This window comes from Shewanella hanedai, assembly GCF_007197645.1.
Lineage (GTDB): Bacteria > Pseudomonadota > Gammaproteobacteria > Enterobacterales > Shewanellaceae > Shewanella > Shewanella hanedai.
Window position 1 is genome coordinate 280991 of the sequence record NZ_VKGK01000001.1, and the last position, 20049, is coordinate 301039.

Annotated in this window: 4 protein-coding genes and 1 pseudogene; 4 read left to right on the forward strand and 1 reads right to left on the reverse strand. The window is 41.1% G+C overall.

The genetic code is table 11. From position 1 onward, the window contains the following. The first annotated feature begins 14 nt into the window (after nucleotides 1-14). The 4 genes and pseudogenes from FN961_RS01070 (at nucleotide 15) to FN961_RS01085 (ending at nucleotide 17530) form a co-directional block, all read left to right on the forward strand. Nucleotides 15-15725 (forward strand): DNA/RNA non-specific endonuclease, encoded by a 15711-nt coding sequence (locus tag FN961_RS01070; protein ID WP_185972679.1) that lies wholly within the window; start codon nucleotides 15-17, stop codon nucleotides 15723-15725. Beyond that, nucleotides 15722-16111 (forward strand): hypothetical protein, encoded by a 390-nt coding sequence (locus FN961_RS01075; RefSeq protein ID WP_143562698.1) that lies wholly within the window; start codon nucleotides 15722-15724, stop codon nucleotides 16109-16111. Before FN961_RS01070 ends, FN961_RS01075 begins: the two co-directional genes overlap by 4 nt. A gap of 103 nt (nucleotides 16112-16214) precedes the next feature. Continuing rightward, nucleotides 16215-16331 (forward strand): annotated as a pseudogene (locus FN961_RS26000) (transposase); the annotation flags it as partial. Between the two features lie 224 nt (nucleotides 16332-16555). Next, complete coding sequence (locus FN961_RS01085) at nucleotides 16556-17530, forward strand: transposase (protein WP_143562699.1); 975 nt, start codon at nucleotides 16556-16558, stop codon at nucleotides 17528-17530. A 469-nt stretch (nucleotides 17531-17999) separates the two neighbouring features. On the opposite strand, the gene FN961_RS01090 is transcribed toward FN961_RS01085, so the two are convergent. Beyond that, a complete protein-coding gene (locus FN961_RS01090; RefSeq protein ID WP_143562700.1) occupies nucleotides 18000-19742 on the reverse strand; it encodes a S8 family peptidase in 1743 nt (580 codons plus the stop codon). Nucleotides 19743-20049: the final 307 nt, after the last annotated feature.

The window sequence follows — 20049 nt, forward strand, 5'->3', positions numbered from 1 at the left end:
AGGGAGTATTCTGAATGTCATCACTCATCACATCGGCAGAGCTTGGATTGTTTGGCGCACATCATGCTAATAGTAATCTATTAGGTGGTACTGCTTTAGGGCAGCGTCTAAATCAAACGGCTATAAATCTCGCAACAGGAAACCTGAGTGTACAACGCCAGGATCAGCTTGCGATGGCAATAGGCCAAAATAGCCAACTTGTTCAAACTTATAATAGTTTGGGGCAAGATGTTGATGGTGATAATTGGTGGCTTGGAAGTATTGCTCGTTTGACATCAATACCATCTGAGCATGAATCAGGTAGCACAATTATTCGGAGTAATGGTGATGGTAGTCAAAGTGAGTACATTTACGATACAAACCGTGGATTGTATGTTGCGACGGATGGAAGTGGATCACACGACACTCTTATGTTTGATAGCTTACAAAATGTATGGATTAGGCAGGCGGATGCTAATAATAAGGAGATTTACGACAGTCAAGGGAGGCTAACGAGAAAGCAAGACCAGTATAATAATATCATCAGCTATTCCTATCAAGCGGACAAATTGATTCAAATTACTGATGCATCTGGACTGGTGACACATATAGATTATATCAATCATTCTACAGGAGCTCGGATAAGCGCAATTCGTACATCTTTGGATGGTACAGAGCAAACATCTGCAAGATTTGATTATGATAGTTTAGGGCGTTTAGAGCGCGTTAAATATGATTTAACTCCTTCTGATAATAGCATTACAGATAATCAAGTTTTTAGTACTCGTTACACCTATGACGCTGACAGTCAGCGCCTTGCTAGTATCACTAACAGTGATGGCAGTAGCTCTCGTTTTAGTTATAAGCAGCATGCTGGGAGAAGCTCTGATTTTATTGCAGAAGGCTCTTGGGTGTTGGCTTCAATGACAAATGGCGAAGGTCGTACTTTAACCTTTGATTATGATGCGGTTACCCGAAGTACAGATGTCGCTGATGAGTATGGTCAGATCACAAGTTATCGGTTTGACGCGGGTGGTCAGCTTTTATCGATCGCGACTCCTCCTGTTGATGGGACTCGCCAGCTTACTTTTTTTAGTTATGACGCCGATGGTAATTTAATTAGTAAAAAAGATAGCGCTAACCAAGTGAGTCATTATCAATATGATGATAGAGGTAATCTATTAACCAGTATTGATGCCAAAGGCAGAAGGATTGACAGACGGTACAATCTTGAAAATCAGCTTATTGCTGAAATTCGTTATCGAGATCTTGATCATGATGGCATTGGCGCGGGTGTGCCAGAAGAACCTTTGGTCACACGTTATATTTATGGTGATGATAAAGAACTGCGTTTTGTGGTTAATTCAGACGGCTCTGTAAATCAAATAAAATATAATAGTTTAGGTCAAAAAGTTGAAAGTTTTACATATCAAATAGCGACCTATAATACGGATAGTTTAAGTAAAAATTCTGATGTTAGTTTAGGCCAAATAAGTATATGGGCAGAAGCACAAGATATTAACGATGCAGTACATATGCGTTTTGAGTACGATTTTAGAGGTCAGTTAAGTCAAGTACACCAGTATGACAATAATGTGATTAAGAGTTCGAGTTATTTTATTTATGATTACGCTGGACGCTTATTATCACAGACCGATGGAGCTGGTGCTACTAGCAATTTTGTCTATGATGGTATGGGACGACGGATTAGTCGTCAAAATGGCTTGGGTGATATTACATTAATTTCCTATGATGATGCAGCTCAACAAGTGTATACGCAATATGCAAATGGGAGATTAAGTACTTCTGTTTACAACAGAGCTGGTGATCTGATTGAGCAATATGACACTTTGGGGAGTACCAAGCAGAATCGTCAAGGTTATATGTATGATGAGTTAGGTCGGTTACGTATCTCTGAATCGGCGAATGGTGCACGTTCTTATTATTTTTATGATGCAAATAACCGTAAAATTGGTCAAATTAATGGTAATGGGCAACTCTCTACTTGGTCTTATAATAAGCAGGGAGCAATCATTCGTTTTACTCGTCATAGTAATACCGTTGATCCACGACAGTTGTCTTCGGGGCAAGGTTCGATTAATGAAGCGTTATGGAATTTAACATCTTTTATTCAACAAGCTTCTAGTGATCAAGACAGTAATGAATACCGTATTTATGACAGCTCTGGCCTATTAAGGTTTTTACTGGATGCTGAAGGCACAGTAACTGAACATACATATGATGGGCTTGGAACATTAACTCATAAAGCAACCTATGAAAAACAGCTTCAGATGGCGGATGTCCCTGCTGATATTACTGAAAATCAATTAATAGCTTTATTGTACGATTTGAAAGTCGCAAGTATTAATAATGATGTTATTACGACAGGTCGAGATCCCGTTCAGCCTTATCAATATTTAAATCATGCTCAATTACAAGATCGCTATCTAGATACACAAATTGTAGGAGTGAGTAAAACTGGTGGTTTTGAAGCTCGTAATCCAAATCAACCTTATGGATTTATCAATAGTGCCGATCATCCATTATATGTTGAGCAGGATTCATTATCAGATGTTACACAAACTCGTTTATCAGATGGCCGCCAAGCACTTAGCTGGGCACCTAATAGTTTAGTTTGGCCTAAAGTCGAACTGGGTTATAGAATTTTACATAATAATGATCAGTTTGAATATTTACCTGTAACTTTTAGTAATGGCGAATATTCTGTTGAATTACCTCAACTAGATCGCGATGAATATGAATTCACTTTCTTATACAAGGATAGTTATAATCAAGTTCGCACTCAGTCAGGTGGTGCTTTTACACAGTTACGCGAAACAGACCCAGCAAATAAAACCCTCCAAGTCAGAAACTTTGAATCCCATTGGACGGTAAATGCTGGAGTGGGAAGCAGTTTAAGTGGAGTAATACCTGCCCACCTATATTCAAATCTAGAAAAAGTCACCGCTGTGGTGTATCAGACTGACTCAGAAAGTGTGCGTACAGATCTGAATAATTTGGACTTTATTACTCAAAGTGACACTTTAGCCTCTGCTTACCCCTCTTACCAAGGCCAAGTGAATCTTAGTCTTGGGCAAGCATTGTCATCAGGGCGTTATCAGATCCATTTGATGCTAGAGAATAAAGATGGAACGAGTTCTAATTTAGCTCCTTTTCTTTATGAAGTAGGTAGTCAGAGCACGGGTAGCCTAAGTCAAACGTTGAACTGGCCACTGGAAACATTTGATAATGTGGATGGAGCTGTGAACAGTGCTCGTTACCGCAGTGGTCATCGTAATACAGGGTGGACCACGGTAGATGTTACGGTTACAGATGGACAATATCAAGTTCAGCTAGACGATTTGGCATCTGGAGAATATTACGAAGTCGAGTTACTGCATGAACAAGGAAGTCTTAATTATACGGGAGTGGTTGAAAACCGATTGAGTAGCACTTTCCTGTTTCAAGCTAATGATGTAGATGGGATGATTGAAGCTTTCAGTCATAGAGATCGCATAGTCGAACAACAGGTTGAAGGTAGTGCTATTAACGGTGTTTACACTGAGGCTGAAGCCGCGAATATAGATTATGTACTTGCTGATGTTTTTGACAAAGCCAGCGGTGTACTTATTAGCAGTGCTTATACTTATATGAGTGCTCAAGGTGGCACTCTGGGGCAAATTAATCTCAGTACAGAAGCACACCTCAATGATGGACAGTATCGTATTGAAATAAGGGCTTACCATAGAGGAACAACAAGTCAAAGCTCTACTAAAACATTTGACTATGAGATAGGCCAACAGCAAGAAACCACGCGTCCAAGTGTTGTGACTATTAAGCTAGATGATTTACCAGCAAATGCAGATCCATATTACTTCTTTCCACAGTTAAATGGTGCTTCTTATGTCAGAGGGGAAGTGAATGCAGATAATGAATTGACTGTAGCGGTTAATGATTTGTTTGCTTATGACAATCGAGAAGTACCAGATGGCTTATTTGATATGTTTGTTCAATATAGGGACAAACAAACTGGCGAAATGCTAGATCGTTTTTTCACTCAAGTAAAAATCAATTACGAGTCCCATGATTCAATTGTCACTGATTATGATAATCCACTAGTCGCCCCAGCGGGTAAGCATGAGCAGTTTTATCATGATTCTCAAGGAAGGTTAATTGGCAAGATTGCAGCAGATGGAGCTGTGACTGAATTTAAATATGACAAAGCTGGACGGTTATTAGAAGAGGTTCGGTACTCAGATTTGAGTGTATATGGTAGTAGTCAGAGTTTTGAAACATGGGAGGCTACTTTAGCACGGTTAACCCCATCTTCTTCTGATCAAATCACTCGCTTTATCTATGATGATATTGGTCGGAAAATTGCTGACATTGATGCCGAAGGTTACCTCACTTCATACAGTCACGATGGTGCTGGACGAGTATTAAGTCAGCAACGCTATGCAGCTAAAGTGAGTGATGTTACTCAGCCAATCGACAGCCTACTTTCACTTTTGGCTGGAACACCATCACAAATCACCCGATATACTTATGATGCCCTGGGGCGAATCACACAAGAAACCAAGCATACTGGGTTAGTAACAACTAACACTTACGATAACAATGGCGCTATAACATCTCAACTTACTTACGACTCTCACAATAGCAATTACCAACAAGGCATTACACGCCAATATGATACTTTAGGTCGTATTACTGCAGAGTTAGATGCAATAGCAACAGAGAAGCTTCGTACAGCGAGTACTACCGCACAGAAAAATGCAGTCTGGCAACAATATGCCACATTCTATACTTATGATAACGCAGGTCGCGTTATTCACAGTTATCAAAATCATGCCCAAATAAAAAATACTCAAACGGGTGTCGTCGGTACAAGTCAAATCGATAATTGGTTTTATTATAATGCCGCAGGACAGCTGACATATACCGTTGACGACAAGGGTGTTGTTACTGAAAAAGGTTATGATTCTTCTGGTCGAGAAACCCAATTACGTCAGTACTTTCAAGCTATAAGTACGCAGGGGTTGACTGGAGGAACACAAGCTACACAAGTGAGTCAGCAGTTAGTGTTGTCTAGCTCAGACTTAGTGACATCGTCTACCTATGATAAGAAAAACCGTACTCTTACCACTACAGATATACAAGGACTGACAAGCAGTCTAACTTATGATGTTTATGGACGCATAGCCAGTCGATTTACCCCTGACAATATACAAGGAGAAGGGCGTCAAGTTAGTTATCAATATGATGGTGTTGGTCGTCTACTCAACTCTTCAGAGTTAGCTAATGGGCTAGTGAAGACCGTAGAACATACTTATGACGCCTTTGGTCGTCAAGTTGAAAGCTTTAGTTCCACAGGAGGATTAGTAAATCGTAGTTTTGATGGCCTAGGTCGTGAAATACAGCAGGTTAATGCTGCAGGTAGCGTCAGTCAAATAAGCTATGATGCTTTTAGTCGAGTACTGCTTGAGCAAGATGCCTTAGGGCGTGTTGTTCAGTATGTCCATGATGATGAAACCAATCGTATTACCTTAATATACCCTGGGAATATTCAAATCCAGCGCCAGCATGATGCTTTTGGGAATTTGTTAAAAGTCACGGATGGAAAAGGTAATATAAGCGAATACACATATGACGAATTAGGTCGTAAACTTTCCAGTGAACATAAAGATTCGGCTGGTTTAGTGTTGAGCCAAACAAGTCGTCAATTTAATACTCAAGGGTTAATCGCTGAGCAGACAGAAAGTAATGGCAGTGTGAATCGTTACTATTATGATGAGAGTAATAATAGTGTAGAGCAAGTACTTGATGTAAATGGTTTACAATCACGCACACTGTATATTTATGACGCCTTGGGACGGCAGGTTGAAGTCACTCAAGCTGATGGGGTTAAGACTCGCTATAGTTACGATGACTTTGGCCAGATGATAGAGCAAGTTGTTAATGTGGGGGGAGTACAGCAGATCATAACTCGTTACAGTTATGATGCTAAAGGCAATCAAGTTAGCCAAATAAAAACCGATCAAAATGCAGTACAACAGATGGTGACACATTTTAAATATGATAGTCACAATCGTTTAATAGAAAAAATTGAAGATCCCTCTAATCTAAATCGCCAAACAAAATACAATTACAATGCAAATGGTCAAATGATATATAGCCAGACCAACGGTGGTTTGGAAACATATCAAGTATTTGATGAACTAGGTTTAAACCAATTACTGTTTAGTGTTGATCAGTCTGGCAAAGTGACAGAGTTTAGATATGATGCAGTAGGTCAAAAAACATCAGAATTAATCTATGCTAAAGGGATCAATACGAGTGGGTTAGCTGATGCTTTATCGAGTGCATCAAGTCCGCGTACTGAATTACAACAGAGACTTCACGATAGGCCCATTTTTGATAGTCGTCCAGATGCACCTCAAGGCCAATTAAGCGAATTAAATGATCATGATTTAACGTTATTTGATGATAAAGGTAATCAGCTTTTTACCATCAGTAGTAATGGTTATCTTACTCAATACTATTATGATGCAAATGGTAATAGTATTGGGCAAAAACAATTTAAAGATAGCGTATTAAATCTGCTCCACTTGAATGGAGACTCAGAAGTTACTCTAACTGATATTCAAACTTTGCTCGCTTCACAAACTCAGGAGATGACTTTAGAGTTTTACAGCCAACGTAAAATATTTGATGGATTAAATCGTCTTCAGTACAGCATCGACAGTAACGGCTATGCGACTCAGTACGAATATAATAGTGCAAGCCAACTTATACGTACCACGCGTTATGTGACTCAAGTTAATATATCAAGTAGTGATTTGTCACAAGCTTTGAGTGCTAGTGATCTCAACTTAACCCAAGCGCAAGGTGACACACTAACTCAAACTCTATACAACACTTTAGGTTATCAGCAGTTTACTGTTAACGGACAAGGGTATGTCACTGAATATGTATATGATATTCAAGGTCGAATTACTGAGACATTAAAATATAAGCAAGCTGTAACTGTACAAAATTACACTGACTCTGCAAGTTTACGCGGACAATTGAATCCTGCATCAGCAAGCAGCGCTAAGGCTTGGTTCGATAATCTAGGGCGTCAGAAATTTAGTTTAGATCAGCAAGGTTATTTAACGGCCTTAACTTATGATGGACTTGGTCGCCTTACGCGTACTGAGCGTACCAGTGTACCAGTGACTCTTGCTACAGATGCTGACGAGGCGGCGGTACGTTTAGCATTCTTCAGAGTTCCTGGGCCGACGAAGCGCTTTAATCAAATTGAAAACTTCAGTTATGACAGTTTAAATAGACTTATTAGTACAAATAATGGGCGAGGTCATGCACAAAGTTATGCTTATGATCTAAATGGGAACAAGCTTTATTCACAAGATACCCGAGGTTTACGGACTTACTTCAGTTATGACATTAGTGGAAGAGTTAACCGTAAACTTGTGCCTGTCAGTGATACTCAAGGTAAAGTGATTGAGTATCACTATAACGACAGAGGTATGCTAGTAAGTGAAACTCACTACTCTACAGCTGTAAATCGTTTTGATGCTCAAGGTGCTCATTTGAGTGCAGATCAAGTGACTCCGATTACCAATACTAGTAATGGGGGAGATAGTCATCTTCGTTATGAGTATGATTCGGAAGACCGTCTGATAAGTAAAACTCATGTCGTTGCTTATTTGGACAACGTGACAGCACAAGCCAAGTTAGTGACAGAGTTCAGCTATAACCATTTAAATCAGATCACAGAGCAAGTGAGTTACAGTGGTACTTCACAAGAGCGTCGAACTCAGTTCGTGTACGACGGTGCAGGGCAACTTGTTAGAGAGGTGAAAGCGGCTGGTTCACTTGCTCAGAGTGTTATGGAATATCGTTATGATGGTGTTGGTAATCAAACTCATATTATCAGTGCTAAAGGTGTTGCATTAGCTGAGTCTGACAGTCAATGGGCGTTAGAAACTCGTCAGAGCTTAGGTTGGGTTGTAAATAGCCAACAGGGTGTTCGTCCTAAGTTTGCCAGTGAGTTAACGGAAGCCCAAAGAGAACAAGCTCGGTTAGAATATGCAGAAATAAGTACTTATGATGAACTAGGGCGAATAATTCGTGTTACTGATGCGAATGGTGCCCAAGTCAATACTGATTATAATGCTCAAGGCAGTATCATTCGTCATGTTAACCCTGCGGGTCAGCAGAGTGTCATGATATACGATGAGTTGGATCGAGTTCGTTTTGCCATCGATGCACTTGGGGTTGTTAGTGAATATGAATATACATCTCTTGGTGATATTGCAACACAGACTCGTTACCAAGTCGCTTTGGATGGAGGCTATAGTGCCCAATCAAGTGTTGATGAGATAGCAGCTTTAGTCGAACAACGCCTAAATCAAACCGGATTAACAACAAGCTATGTTTATGACAACCTAGGTCGTGTGAAAGAAGAGCGCGATCCCATGGGGAACAGCCAGTTTTATGAATATGATATTGCTGGTAATGTGACTGCGCAAGTTGATAAAAATGGCAATAGAACTGAAAAACTCTACGATACGATGAATCGTCTAGTGGAGGTTAAAAGCCCACAAGTAAGTATTATTAGTAACGCAACGACCAGAGAGTCTGTCGTCACCTCTATTGTGACTCGTTATGAATATAATATATTGGGTCAACGAATTAGTGAGACCAAGGCGGTAGGTACAAATCAAGAAAGCACGACTCAATACGAATTTGATGCTTTAGGCCGTGAAGTTAAAGTGAGTTACCCTTCTCGATTAGTTGCAAACGGTAATAATGGCGGCAAAAAGCGAGTATTCCCAACTGAAACTCGCCAGTACGACCTACATGGAAACCTGGTCCGTGTTAGTGATAACTTAGGCCGAACCCAAGTAAAACTCTATGATAATGGAAACCGGTTAACTCACTGGATTGACGCTGATAAAGTGCTTCATACCATAAGGTATGACGCATCTGGCGTTAAAATAGCTGAGCGAGTTTACGCAGACAAAATTACCAATACAGACAGTGATAGTTATATTCGTAATATGGCTAATATTGGCAATTATAAAGAAACGCGTTATCACTATGATAGCGCTGGGCGTCTCGTCGGAGAATCCAGAACTGATACACTTTATTATGATGCATCCTCAGGATTCAATCAAAGTAATGGCCTGACACAGATTATCTATAATGCAGTGGGCAAAGAAGCGATCAGTATCGATGGTCGTGGCATCTCACAATTCACATATTATGATGCCGCTGGCCATCCCGTATTGACCATTAATGGTGACGGTTTCGTTTCGACCAGAGAGTACGATGCCAATGGTAATAACCTTAAAGAAGTGGTTTATAACAATGCATTGACTGCAGTGCAAATTGCGAGCTTAACTGCGGACACTCCTGTCGCCGATATTATGGCTCTATTACAAACGAGTAATGCCAATCGAACCACTGAGTTTAGTTACGATGCCATTAATCGAGTCGTTGAGCAGCGAGTTAAAAATGTTCGCTACAGTACGCCGTCTGGCAGTAATGTTACCAATGGCTTAGCTGACTTTACAACCCGCTACCAATATGATGCGAATGGAAATGTATTACTGACTGAAGTCGGTGGAGTTAAAAACGATGTTTGGGTAGGAGAAAAGACTCAAATTGGATTTGAGTATGACGCCCTAAATCGCCAGATAAAGTCCAGTGACTCAAGCTATACCGATCATAGCAATGCCTTAGTGACACCAACACGCTTTATGTCATTTGATGCCTTGGGGAATCAAGTGCTGGATGTTCAAGATAACAGCCAAGGTGTGGTGGGTGGAATTGATAGTGCTGATAAAATTACCACCCGTTATTATGATGACTCAGGTCGTTTAGTTCGCATCACTGCGCCTGGTGATATTGATATTCACTATATCTATGATCAATATGGGAATGTGATATTTAAGCGCGAAAAACAGACATATTTAGCTTATCAGAGTACAACGCTTGGTGCCCATACTCGAACTCGTTGGTTAGTTGATAAATATAGCTACGATGATGCAAACCGTCAGGTGTGGCATCAAAACGCAGAAAACATAAGTGATACAACACGCTATAACAGTTTCGGACAAGTGGTTGCTAAAGGAACCATGGACAGAGAGCATACTTTTTATGAGTATGATGACAATGGCCGGATGATTTTTAGTAACGAAGGAGGGAAACATCGCCGTTTCTTTTATGATGAGAATGGTAATGCCACTTTAGTTGTAACGTCTACAGGTACACGTCTAGATGACAAGTCTATGGCATGGATGCTGTCAGCGAATAAACAAGATCAAAATTTCCATTTCACCGTTAATCGATTCGATGGTCGAAATAACACCATAGAAAGAATAGACCCTGAACTTGAATATCTGCGTGCACAGGCCAATGCAGCTCCACCAGTTGGCAACTCACCTAGTGCTAACTTCTCTGAAGGTGCTGCACAAGTAGCAATGGGCGGGGAGATTGATGTCAAATTTCATTTAATGGCATCAGGTTCAGATCGTAAGCCTGAACAATTCTTAAAGCAGTACGGTATGACATTCAGCTTCGATGGCATGGACGACTACGCTGGGAGATTACGCTTAGAATGGGATACAGGTTTTACTGGTTATGGCTCTCAAGGAGTCAGTGAAATTGATATCAGTAACACACCAGTATACTTTCAGGGAATTAACAGCCCCAAAAGTTATATCTCTGGTAAGGATGAGTTTAACCGCTATGGTGTAAGGGCTCATGGCAGGACCACAACAAGCAATATTAAAGAACGTGGCTTTGTATATAGTGTTAAAACGTATAAGCAAGACGCCCAAGGAGAATGGGTGTTTTATAAAAACTTAACAGGGAGCTACGGCTGGGAAGGAGAAGCTCCAGAAGTCAATCAGTATTCAGCACGTTCAAATCCTAACGATACGCATAATGTTCCCTCTTTGGTTAACTTTTCTGGTCAACCAGCAGAGGCAACACGTGTTAGCTTCTATTACCGCCCAGTAGGGAGCAGTCAGGCTTTCAGTAAGTTACTCGCTAATTTTGGTGGTAATGGACGTTTTGCTGTTGATGTCAGTGGTCTAGGCCAAGGTGAGTTTGAGTATTATTATCAGGCTACAGATTCAATTGGAAAAGTGATCAATGGTGCTACGGGTAATGTGACGCTTGGCACACAAACCCAAATCACGCATACCAATACAGCTAAACCCGATCTCTCTTTACAAAGCTTAGAGCTGTTATCACAACAGGGAGTTGAGGGGCTCAAGCAATATGCCAGCAGTAAATCTCAGGGTTACAATGCTTTCGGTCAAATAGAGAGCACGACGGACGGTAGAGGTAACACGACTAACTACCATTATGATAACCGTGGTCAACTGACTCGGCGTGCAGATCCTAGGACGTCAGTGACGACTGAAAGTGGTGTGACTCGTAGCCAGAGTGCAAGCACACGTTATGCCTATGATATTCAAGGTAACCAAATTGCTGAAATTGATGCGAATGGCAAACGCCAAGTGCGTGAGTTTCAAGCTGGCAGATTAATGTCCCAAACGTTTGCTGATGGTTCGACTCAAAGTTATGGCTATGATATCTACGGACAGATGCGTACAGAGCGTACAAAAGATAGTCGCTTTGTTAATTACAGTTACAATGATACGGGTAAGATTATAAAGGTTAACCGTGCTGGACGTAACGATGATATGTATGTTTATAACCAGCAAGAGCAACAGCTTAGACACGAAACTGGTTTTAAGAATGTAGCGACGCGTGGCGATAACGTTAGCTATTTTGAATATGATCGCCAAGGCCGTTTAATACGTGGAATTGACCCTGCTGGCAACGAAACAGAATATAACTACAGCTATCGAGGAGATATTGGAACCTTTGGGGGGTGGGAAAAACAAACCGTACATGCGACAGGAGACGTAACGTTAGATCACAGCGACCATTTAGGTCGCATGGTGTGGAAGCAAGATATGGGGGGGGAAACCTCCCATTATTACTACGGTTCAGCCACAGGGCTTTTAGATTTACAAGTGAGTAGCCGTGGTCAAGATATTCGTTATAGCTATTACGATAACGGACTGCGAAAGCAGATCGATGATATCGGCGCAAATAACTTCTCAACCTTTAACTATGACGCTAATGGTAACACCATTGGAGAGGAGTATTTTTACCTCGATGCGGGTGGTTCTGCAGTTTATAGCCAACAAACAGTGGCCGAATTTGATGAATTGAATCGCATCAGCCGCATTCACGATTCAGGTGTCGATATCCGCTATGATTATGATGCTGTAGGTAATCGTCGTCGGATCCGTAGTGACTATACTCAAGTCAATAACATCAGTGCCAACGTTGATCACTGGTACACCTATGATGCAATGAACCGAGTGGAGATCTCCAAAGGCGATTTAGAAAATGGTCAGGTGGTTCGTGGTGACGGCGTTAAAATAACGTATGACGCAGCAGGGCGTCGTAAGACGGTTGAAAATGGTGCTGGTTCGGTAGAAAGCTACACCTATAATGCCTTTGGTTGGTTAATGAAAGTTGACGTCGATGGCGATAGGCGAGTCGTGCGGAGCTATTATGACGGTGGTTACCTAAAGTCTGTTCAAGAGTATCGACCTATATCAACTCCAATTCTACGCTGGCGCACTTATGACCGCGAAAATGGCCGTTTTGAGGAGTACGGTGAACCATATATTACTTATGCTGGTAATAACCAAGGGCAAATTGCGTCAAATAGTAATTATGCCTATAACGCTTCGGGCCAAAAGATCAGTGAAAATGTTAACCGTTATGATAGAAATAGCGTTAATACAGAGAAAACGAATTCGAGCTTTACTTTAGACAAACTTGGCAATCAATTAAGTAGTCATGTAAGCACTTCAAACTGGAGTGACAGCCAGTGGCATACAACCAGTCAACATACCCGTTATACCTATGAAAAATGGGACAGTTATAAACAAGTCAAAATTGAGGTGGCAGGGCAAACCAATGGTGAGCTCAGGTATGACTGGGGGAATGGTTTATCTAAGTTGCAATACGATGTTAATGGCAACTTAGTCACAGCAACAGACACTTATGCTGGCCGTTTACTTAATTATGTCAACAGTTTCGATGGTAAAGTGCTTGTTCGCACCGAAGAAACTCCCCGATACACTAAGCAGCACAGTTACTTTTATTTCAATGGTGTAGGTGTTGGAGATATTGGTGATGATGGCCCTAGTTATCGTGATTACGCCACGGTATTAGCCGACGCACAGCGTAAAAAATCCTCCAGTAATGAACAAGAATACCGCCCTGTGATGTCCGCTGATTTCGACGCAAACTATGTGCCTGTAGGCCGTCAAAGTGGTGTTAGTAGCGGTCGTTATGCGGTTCAGGCTGGTGACTCTTTAATGAGTATTGCTGGTCAGTTGTGGGGGGATAAATCGCTTTGGTATTTAATCGCAGACGCCAATGGTCTACGTGGTACCGAGCGCCTTGCGCCGGGTACAACGCTGACGCTACCGAATGTGACTAGTACCAACTTACATCACAGTACAGAAACCTTTAGGCCTTATAACCCAGGGGCTGCGATGGGGGATGTCAATCCAACATTGCCGGAAATTCCACCACCACCAATTCCCCCACAGAAAAATGATGGTTGTGGCGGAATAGCCATGATCGTCATGGTCGTGGTAGCTGTAGTTGCAACAGTATTTACCGCTGGCGCGGCGGCAGTGGCCATGGGAGGAGTAGTCAGTGCAAGTACGGCAGCGGCAGGGACTTGGGCTGCAGGTATGGCAGTTATGTCAGGTGCTGCAGGCTTTGGTTTGGGGGTGGCGGCAGCTGCCTTTGCTGGTGGCTTTGTTGGTAGTGTCGCAAGTCAGTTAGTGGGTAAAGCCATGGGGGTGGTCGACAGTTTTTCACTACGAAAGGCGGTCGCAGGTGGTTTGACGTCTGTTGCTACAGCAGGGATAGGTGCAGGTCTTAGAGAATTTTCAACGCTAACTGAAGCGGGCAATAAGTTGTCCAAAGCGGGCAAAATTTGGCAAGCGGGCTTAAGCGTACCTGCTAATGTGGGAACGAATCAATTAGCAGGCATTGATACCTCTTTTAGTTGGGGCAATGTCGCTGTATCCGTGTTGTCGACAGCCGCCATGACCACTGATGTCATGTCTGATTTGATGAGCGGTATGTCATTGGCTGGCAGTGATACAGGCAGTTTTGATTGGAGTAATACCATCAATGCTACTACTGCTGGGGTTGTCGGTGCTGGAGTGAGCTATGGCCTAGGCAAGGCACTGCTCAAAGGGGCTGATGCGCCATCCTGGAACTTCAGGCAAGTGGCCATGAGTGCTTTTGGTAATGCGGTAGGTGGAGAGATTAACCGCAGCCAAGCGAAAGTCGGAGTCGCTAGAGTTGCGCGTCAAAAATCCCTCGATGCACAGTTAACTAAATTAAACCAAAATGTTAGCCGTAAATTGAATGACACTGTAGCAGCTCAAATACAAGCGTCATCGGCCATTGCACAAGGGCGAATGACACAAGAGTTGTCAGCAAATGCTGATAGCAAGGTCGCTGCAATGAATGATGTCATAGCAGCAAGTAATGATGCCTCTCTTGAGGCGATGCAGAGTAAGCGTCAGAGCCTAGCAGAGCAAGCCAATGCGATAAGTGCGAGCTATGCAGAGAAAGGTGCCGCTCTACAAGCCCGCTTTGATACTCAAATCTCAGGGATAAAAACCAGAGTTGCCGATTCATGGAATGCAGGTATCGCACGTGGTGAAAGTATGTATGCAGCGGGTGTAAGAGACCGCGTTTCCATAGGAAATGACTTTACTGATTTTAATCGCCAAGCAGAGAGCTATATTCAATTTAGGGAAGGGCAACGGGCAAATATGCTTAGTGACCTAGGACTAAGTTCTGGGGCTGAAAATGGTAACTTTACCGATGCTGCATTATGGTATGGAGCATCGGTAGTGAATGAATCATGGCAAGGTGTTCAGTTCTTCGGTAAGGCTGCTATGAATGGATTAACTCTTGGCACGATGAACGATACCTTTAGCCCATTAAGTAGTGGCTATCATTCCCTAATTGGTGATGGTAATGTATTTGGGTTCCCTATGACGGTAGCGGGCGCGGTAGGGCGTGATGCTGGAGTTGTAGGTAGTTACATTATTGATCCTCTTGCTGCGGCAGGGGCAGTGAGTAAAATGAGGCATGTTTCAGGGGCGGGGAGAGTTGTTCCAAACAATCCAAACGTAATTAGCTCTACAGTTGGGAAAAATAATGTGCAGTGGGTCACTGACTCTAACGGCCTGCCATTAGAATCTTCAGGCACCTTAAAAGAATATTTTAAGGGAGCTAAAAGAAGTTCGGCTGAAGTTAAAGCTCAGGCCGCAGCAGGCCAGAGAGGTTTAACTGATGATCATGGTGGGCATTTGGCAGCTCACAGATTTGTTCTTGATCAAGGAGATAAGAACCTTTTCCCTCAAAACAAGAATTTTAATAATTCAGCGTTTAAGACTCTAGAAAACGACTATGCTCGATTCATCGAGCAAGGTCATAGTGTTGAGTTTAAACATGTTCTGGGTGATTTTAATTCTGTGACGGGAAGACCTGAAACGCTTCGTGTTAATTATAAGGTATTTGATAGTAATGAGGATTTGGTCTACAAATACTTTAACAAGTTTAATAATCAACACGGCGAAGTATATAAGAGAGCAAGTCAATGAATGAAGAAGCTAGTGCATTAGTAATTAGCATTGCCAAAAAATTTATAGAGTATGCATCAACCGCAGCATCTAGCTGGGATGAAGCATTCTTAAGGTTTGAAGGCAATAATGAAGCAACGGGTTTGACTAGTATTTATAGATTCGGAGAAAAGTCATCGTATTTTGATTATGACGATGAACTTGAATTTGATTTTTATTCAGATGTTGAAAAAGATTTCGTTAAACTACAAAGTCTTATTTTGAGTGATAATGGTAAAGAGTTCTGTGTTTGCCTAGCTCGAATAGATTCTGATTACAATTACAAGCTCTACTATGAATATGAAGACAGTAAAAAATGGTTCATAACAAAAATGGGTGGTGAGTCCGGAATACCTGTTTTAGATTAACCTCTTTATTGATTGTTAATAAGAAAATAACTAAGACACCCACAATTGTGGATACAGACTTCCTCTACTAGGCTTTAGTTAAGGCTGAAGAGAGGAGTTTGTTATGCCGACACCAAGAAAGGCGCTTGTCAGTTTAGAGGATACGCCGTTTTATCATTGTATCTCACGTTGTGTTAGAAAGGCTTTTCTGTGCGGAGTTGATAAGCACACTGGTCAATCTTAATAACTAAGACACCCATAATTGTGGATGCAGACTTCCTCTACTAGGCTTTAGTTAAGGCTGAAGAGAGGAGTTTGTTATGCCGACACCAGAAAAAATAACTAAGAGAAAAATAACTAAGACACCCATAATTCTGGATGCATAAAAATAACTAAGACACCCATAATTGTGGATGCAGACTTCCTCTACTAGGCTTTCGTTAAGGCTGAAGAGAGGAGTTTGTTATGCCGACACCAAGAAAGGCACTTGTCAGTTTAGAGGATACGCCGTTTTATCATTGTATCTCACGTTGTGTTAGAAAGGCTTTTCTGTGCGGAGTTGATAAGCACACTGGTCAATCTTATGAGCATAGGCGTGACTGGGTTGAAAGTCGATTGTTGCACCTTGCTGAGGTGTTTGCGATTGATATCTGTGCGTTTGCGGTGATGAGTAATCACCTGCACCTAGTATTGCGGGTCGATGCGGAATTAGTGAAGAGCTGGTCGGATATCGAGGTTGTCATGCAATGGCAAAAACTGTTCAAAGGTGACAGCTTGAATCACGATTTTGTTAAAGGTCAGCCACTTGAATCCTATCAGCAAGCCATCATCAATAAACGGGTTAAAGAGTATCGTATAAGGTTGATGGATATTTCCTGGTTTATGCGGGCATTGAATGAACCTATTGCTCGAAAGGCTAATGCAGAGGACAAGTGTAAAGGTCGCTTTTGGGAGGGGAGGTTTAAGTCTCAAGCTCTGCTTGATGAGGCTGCAGTCTTGGCTTGTATGGCCTATGTCGATTTAAACCCTATAAGGGCTAAAATGGCTGATACGCCAGAACATTCGGACCATACGAGTATCCAACTTAGAATCAAGTCAGCGATTAAAGGTGAGCAGCCTACTGCGTTACTGCCTTTTGTGGGGAGCGAACATCAAGATATGCCCAAAGGACTGATGTTTAATGCTAAAGATTACCTTCAACTGATTGATGATACTAGTCGTATCCAGCGTCATGATAAAAGAGGGGCAATCAGTCACTCCTCAGAGCAACTGTTGTATCGTTTGAATATTCCCGCAGAAAACTGGCTTAAAATGACTGCTGAGTTTACTAAAATTTTCAAAGGTGCGGTGGGCAATACACAGGAGTTAACGACTTACTGTGAGCACCTTGAACGTAAACGACGTCAAGGTGCAGCTAATTGTCACCGATGGCTAGATTGAAATTAGTCTAATTTAAACCTCTCCATTGTTTTTCTCGCCACCAAACAGATGTTTGGTGTTTCTGTTGTTTGATTTCTACTTCAGTTGCCGATAGTTTACTCATAAATCATGTTTAACTCGTGATAGTGGTGCTGATACCAAAGCTGTAGGTATTTGAGTTGAGATAGAAGATGCGAAGTTCAACGTCATATTCAACCTCGCTGTGCAACAAATTATTATGGATGTCTTAGTTATTACCTCGCTGTGCAACAAATTATTATGGATGTCTTAGTTATCTTTAATGGATGTCTTAGTTATCTTCTTAGTTATCTTAGTTATCCTTTTTTAGTTATCACTTTTACAGTGACTAAAGTTTAGCTATGGATTTTATAATTAGAATAGGGGTGTTAGTTGATGTTCTACTTAGCCCATCTAGGCTATCAATATTGAATGATAAAGTGAGGCGAAGCCTCACTTTTAAATAATTTAGTTAGTAACACTCAGATGCAGATGAATATCGTAACGTGACGTTATTTGAATAATCACTACAGGATGAGGCATTACAAGCTTTTACTGTCGCAGTGCCATTTGAGGTTACGTTTAAAAATGAATTACTAGATGAGGTTGATTTTAAATAATTACCATTAAGGTAAATTTTGTAGAATGTTGCACTGGAAACAATGTTCCAAAAGACAGAGTTTGCTCCATAACATCCTTCCCAAAGAGATGATAACCTTGGCGCAGAAATAAAGTCCTCTGAGTTGTCTAGTAATTGAATCGCATTTTTCAAATTAGGTCTAACACCTACCTCGACTCCTGCAGGCTCTTGAACACCAGTAGAAGTCAAAATGCTTTTTATAGTGTGTGCATTAAGTGTCAAATTCTTACTGTTCTTGCTATAGCCTTGTAATGCAGCTACCGCGCCAGCTACAATTGGGCTTGCAGATGAAGTACCCGAAAATCCATCACCATACCTTTGATTGATCCCACCGTTAAAAAGAGTATTTCCATATAACCCTGCTGCTGTAACATTATTTCCCCAACCATTAAAATCAATGCGCGTTCCATGATTCGAAAATAACGAACGAGAAATTGAAGAGGAAGGAGTTGTTGCTGCAATTAAGAAGGCTCCAGAATCTCTAGTATTTCTATTGAAGCTATTTTGGTATATTGAATTGTCTAGGTTTTCATTACCATTTCCCGCGGCTTCGATTACAATAATACCTTCATTAGTAATCGATAAAATCGCATCAAATACCGACCTACTCCATTCAACAGGCACACATTCACTTTGATTTTGTGAGCTACAGGTATCACCATTATTGATGTTTCTATTTATTTGAGCTTCCAATAGAATAATGTCGCCAGTTGTAAGGTAATCAGCTGAGTTGAGTATTGCTTGAGCGATATTCGGTGACCAACCATGAAAGCCTAATTGTGCCCCGTGAGCTATACCTGTGACACCTTTATTATCTCTTTTCGCACCGATAATACTCATTACAGCAGTACCGTGGTCACTATTATTTGCATCAGCTCTGAGAACGAAAGTATTGGGCAAGTCTTCATGATTTGAATTGAAACCATTTTCCATATCAATAATTTTAACACCTAGTCCATTACCACCAGTTCTTGTCCATGCATATAAGGCATCAATACCGAGTGGGCTTTGTCCTAGGTATGTTTGGTAGCTTTGTAGATCAGGTGTATTACCTGAAGAACCACCTCCCGGTGGGAGATCTGGCTCACAATTTAGAGCTGGGCAATGTTGGAAACCAGTACTGATTGGTGGCGTTTCTAGTTCTACGATGGAAATAATGGAGATATCTATAAGTGAATTGTAAATATCTAATATATCCTGATGGGTCATTTCCTTAGTAATATCAATTCGATACCAGTTTTCTAATTGAGGGGCGGGATTATTCGGTTGCTTAAATTTTTCCGTCCTTTCTCTAAGCTCCTTATAAGACTTATTATGTAGCCGTTTTATTTTTTTTAGAAACCTATTGGTATTTATTTGGTAAGCGAACTGATTGGAAACTGTACGGCGTGACGTAAAAACTCCCTCAGCAAGTTCGAAATCAGTGATCGATTCATCTATTTTAAAATTGATACCCGTATATTTAATATCGTTTATAAAGCTTTTTTTTGCAGTTTTTGCAGCGACTTCCATTGAAGTTGTACTGAGTGAGAGTAACAAGTATGCTGAGATAATTAATGTGATTTTTAAATTCATCAAAATATGTCCTTATTTTTTATGCATTATATATTTCAAGTTGATTAGAATGTTAACTTCCTTCCTTTAGCTAACTGCTTGATGGTAACAAAAAATCGTGAATGTGTTTAAACTATATTCCAGTGTATAAAATTAAAGATTGCTAATGGTACGATTTGGTCAATGTGTCAGTTTTATTTTAGAGGGTTTTACGAAGAGAGCACAGGTTGCAACGAAATATCTTGTTGTTAGAGTTTAAGTAAGGTTGACTGTGAGTTTTATAGAAAGCTTATATGATATTATATATATATTTATTTTATAGATATTA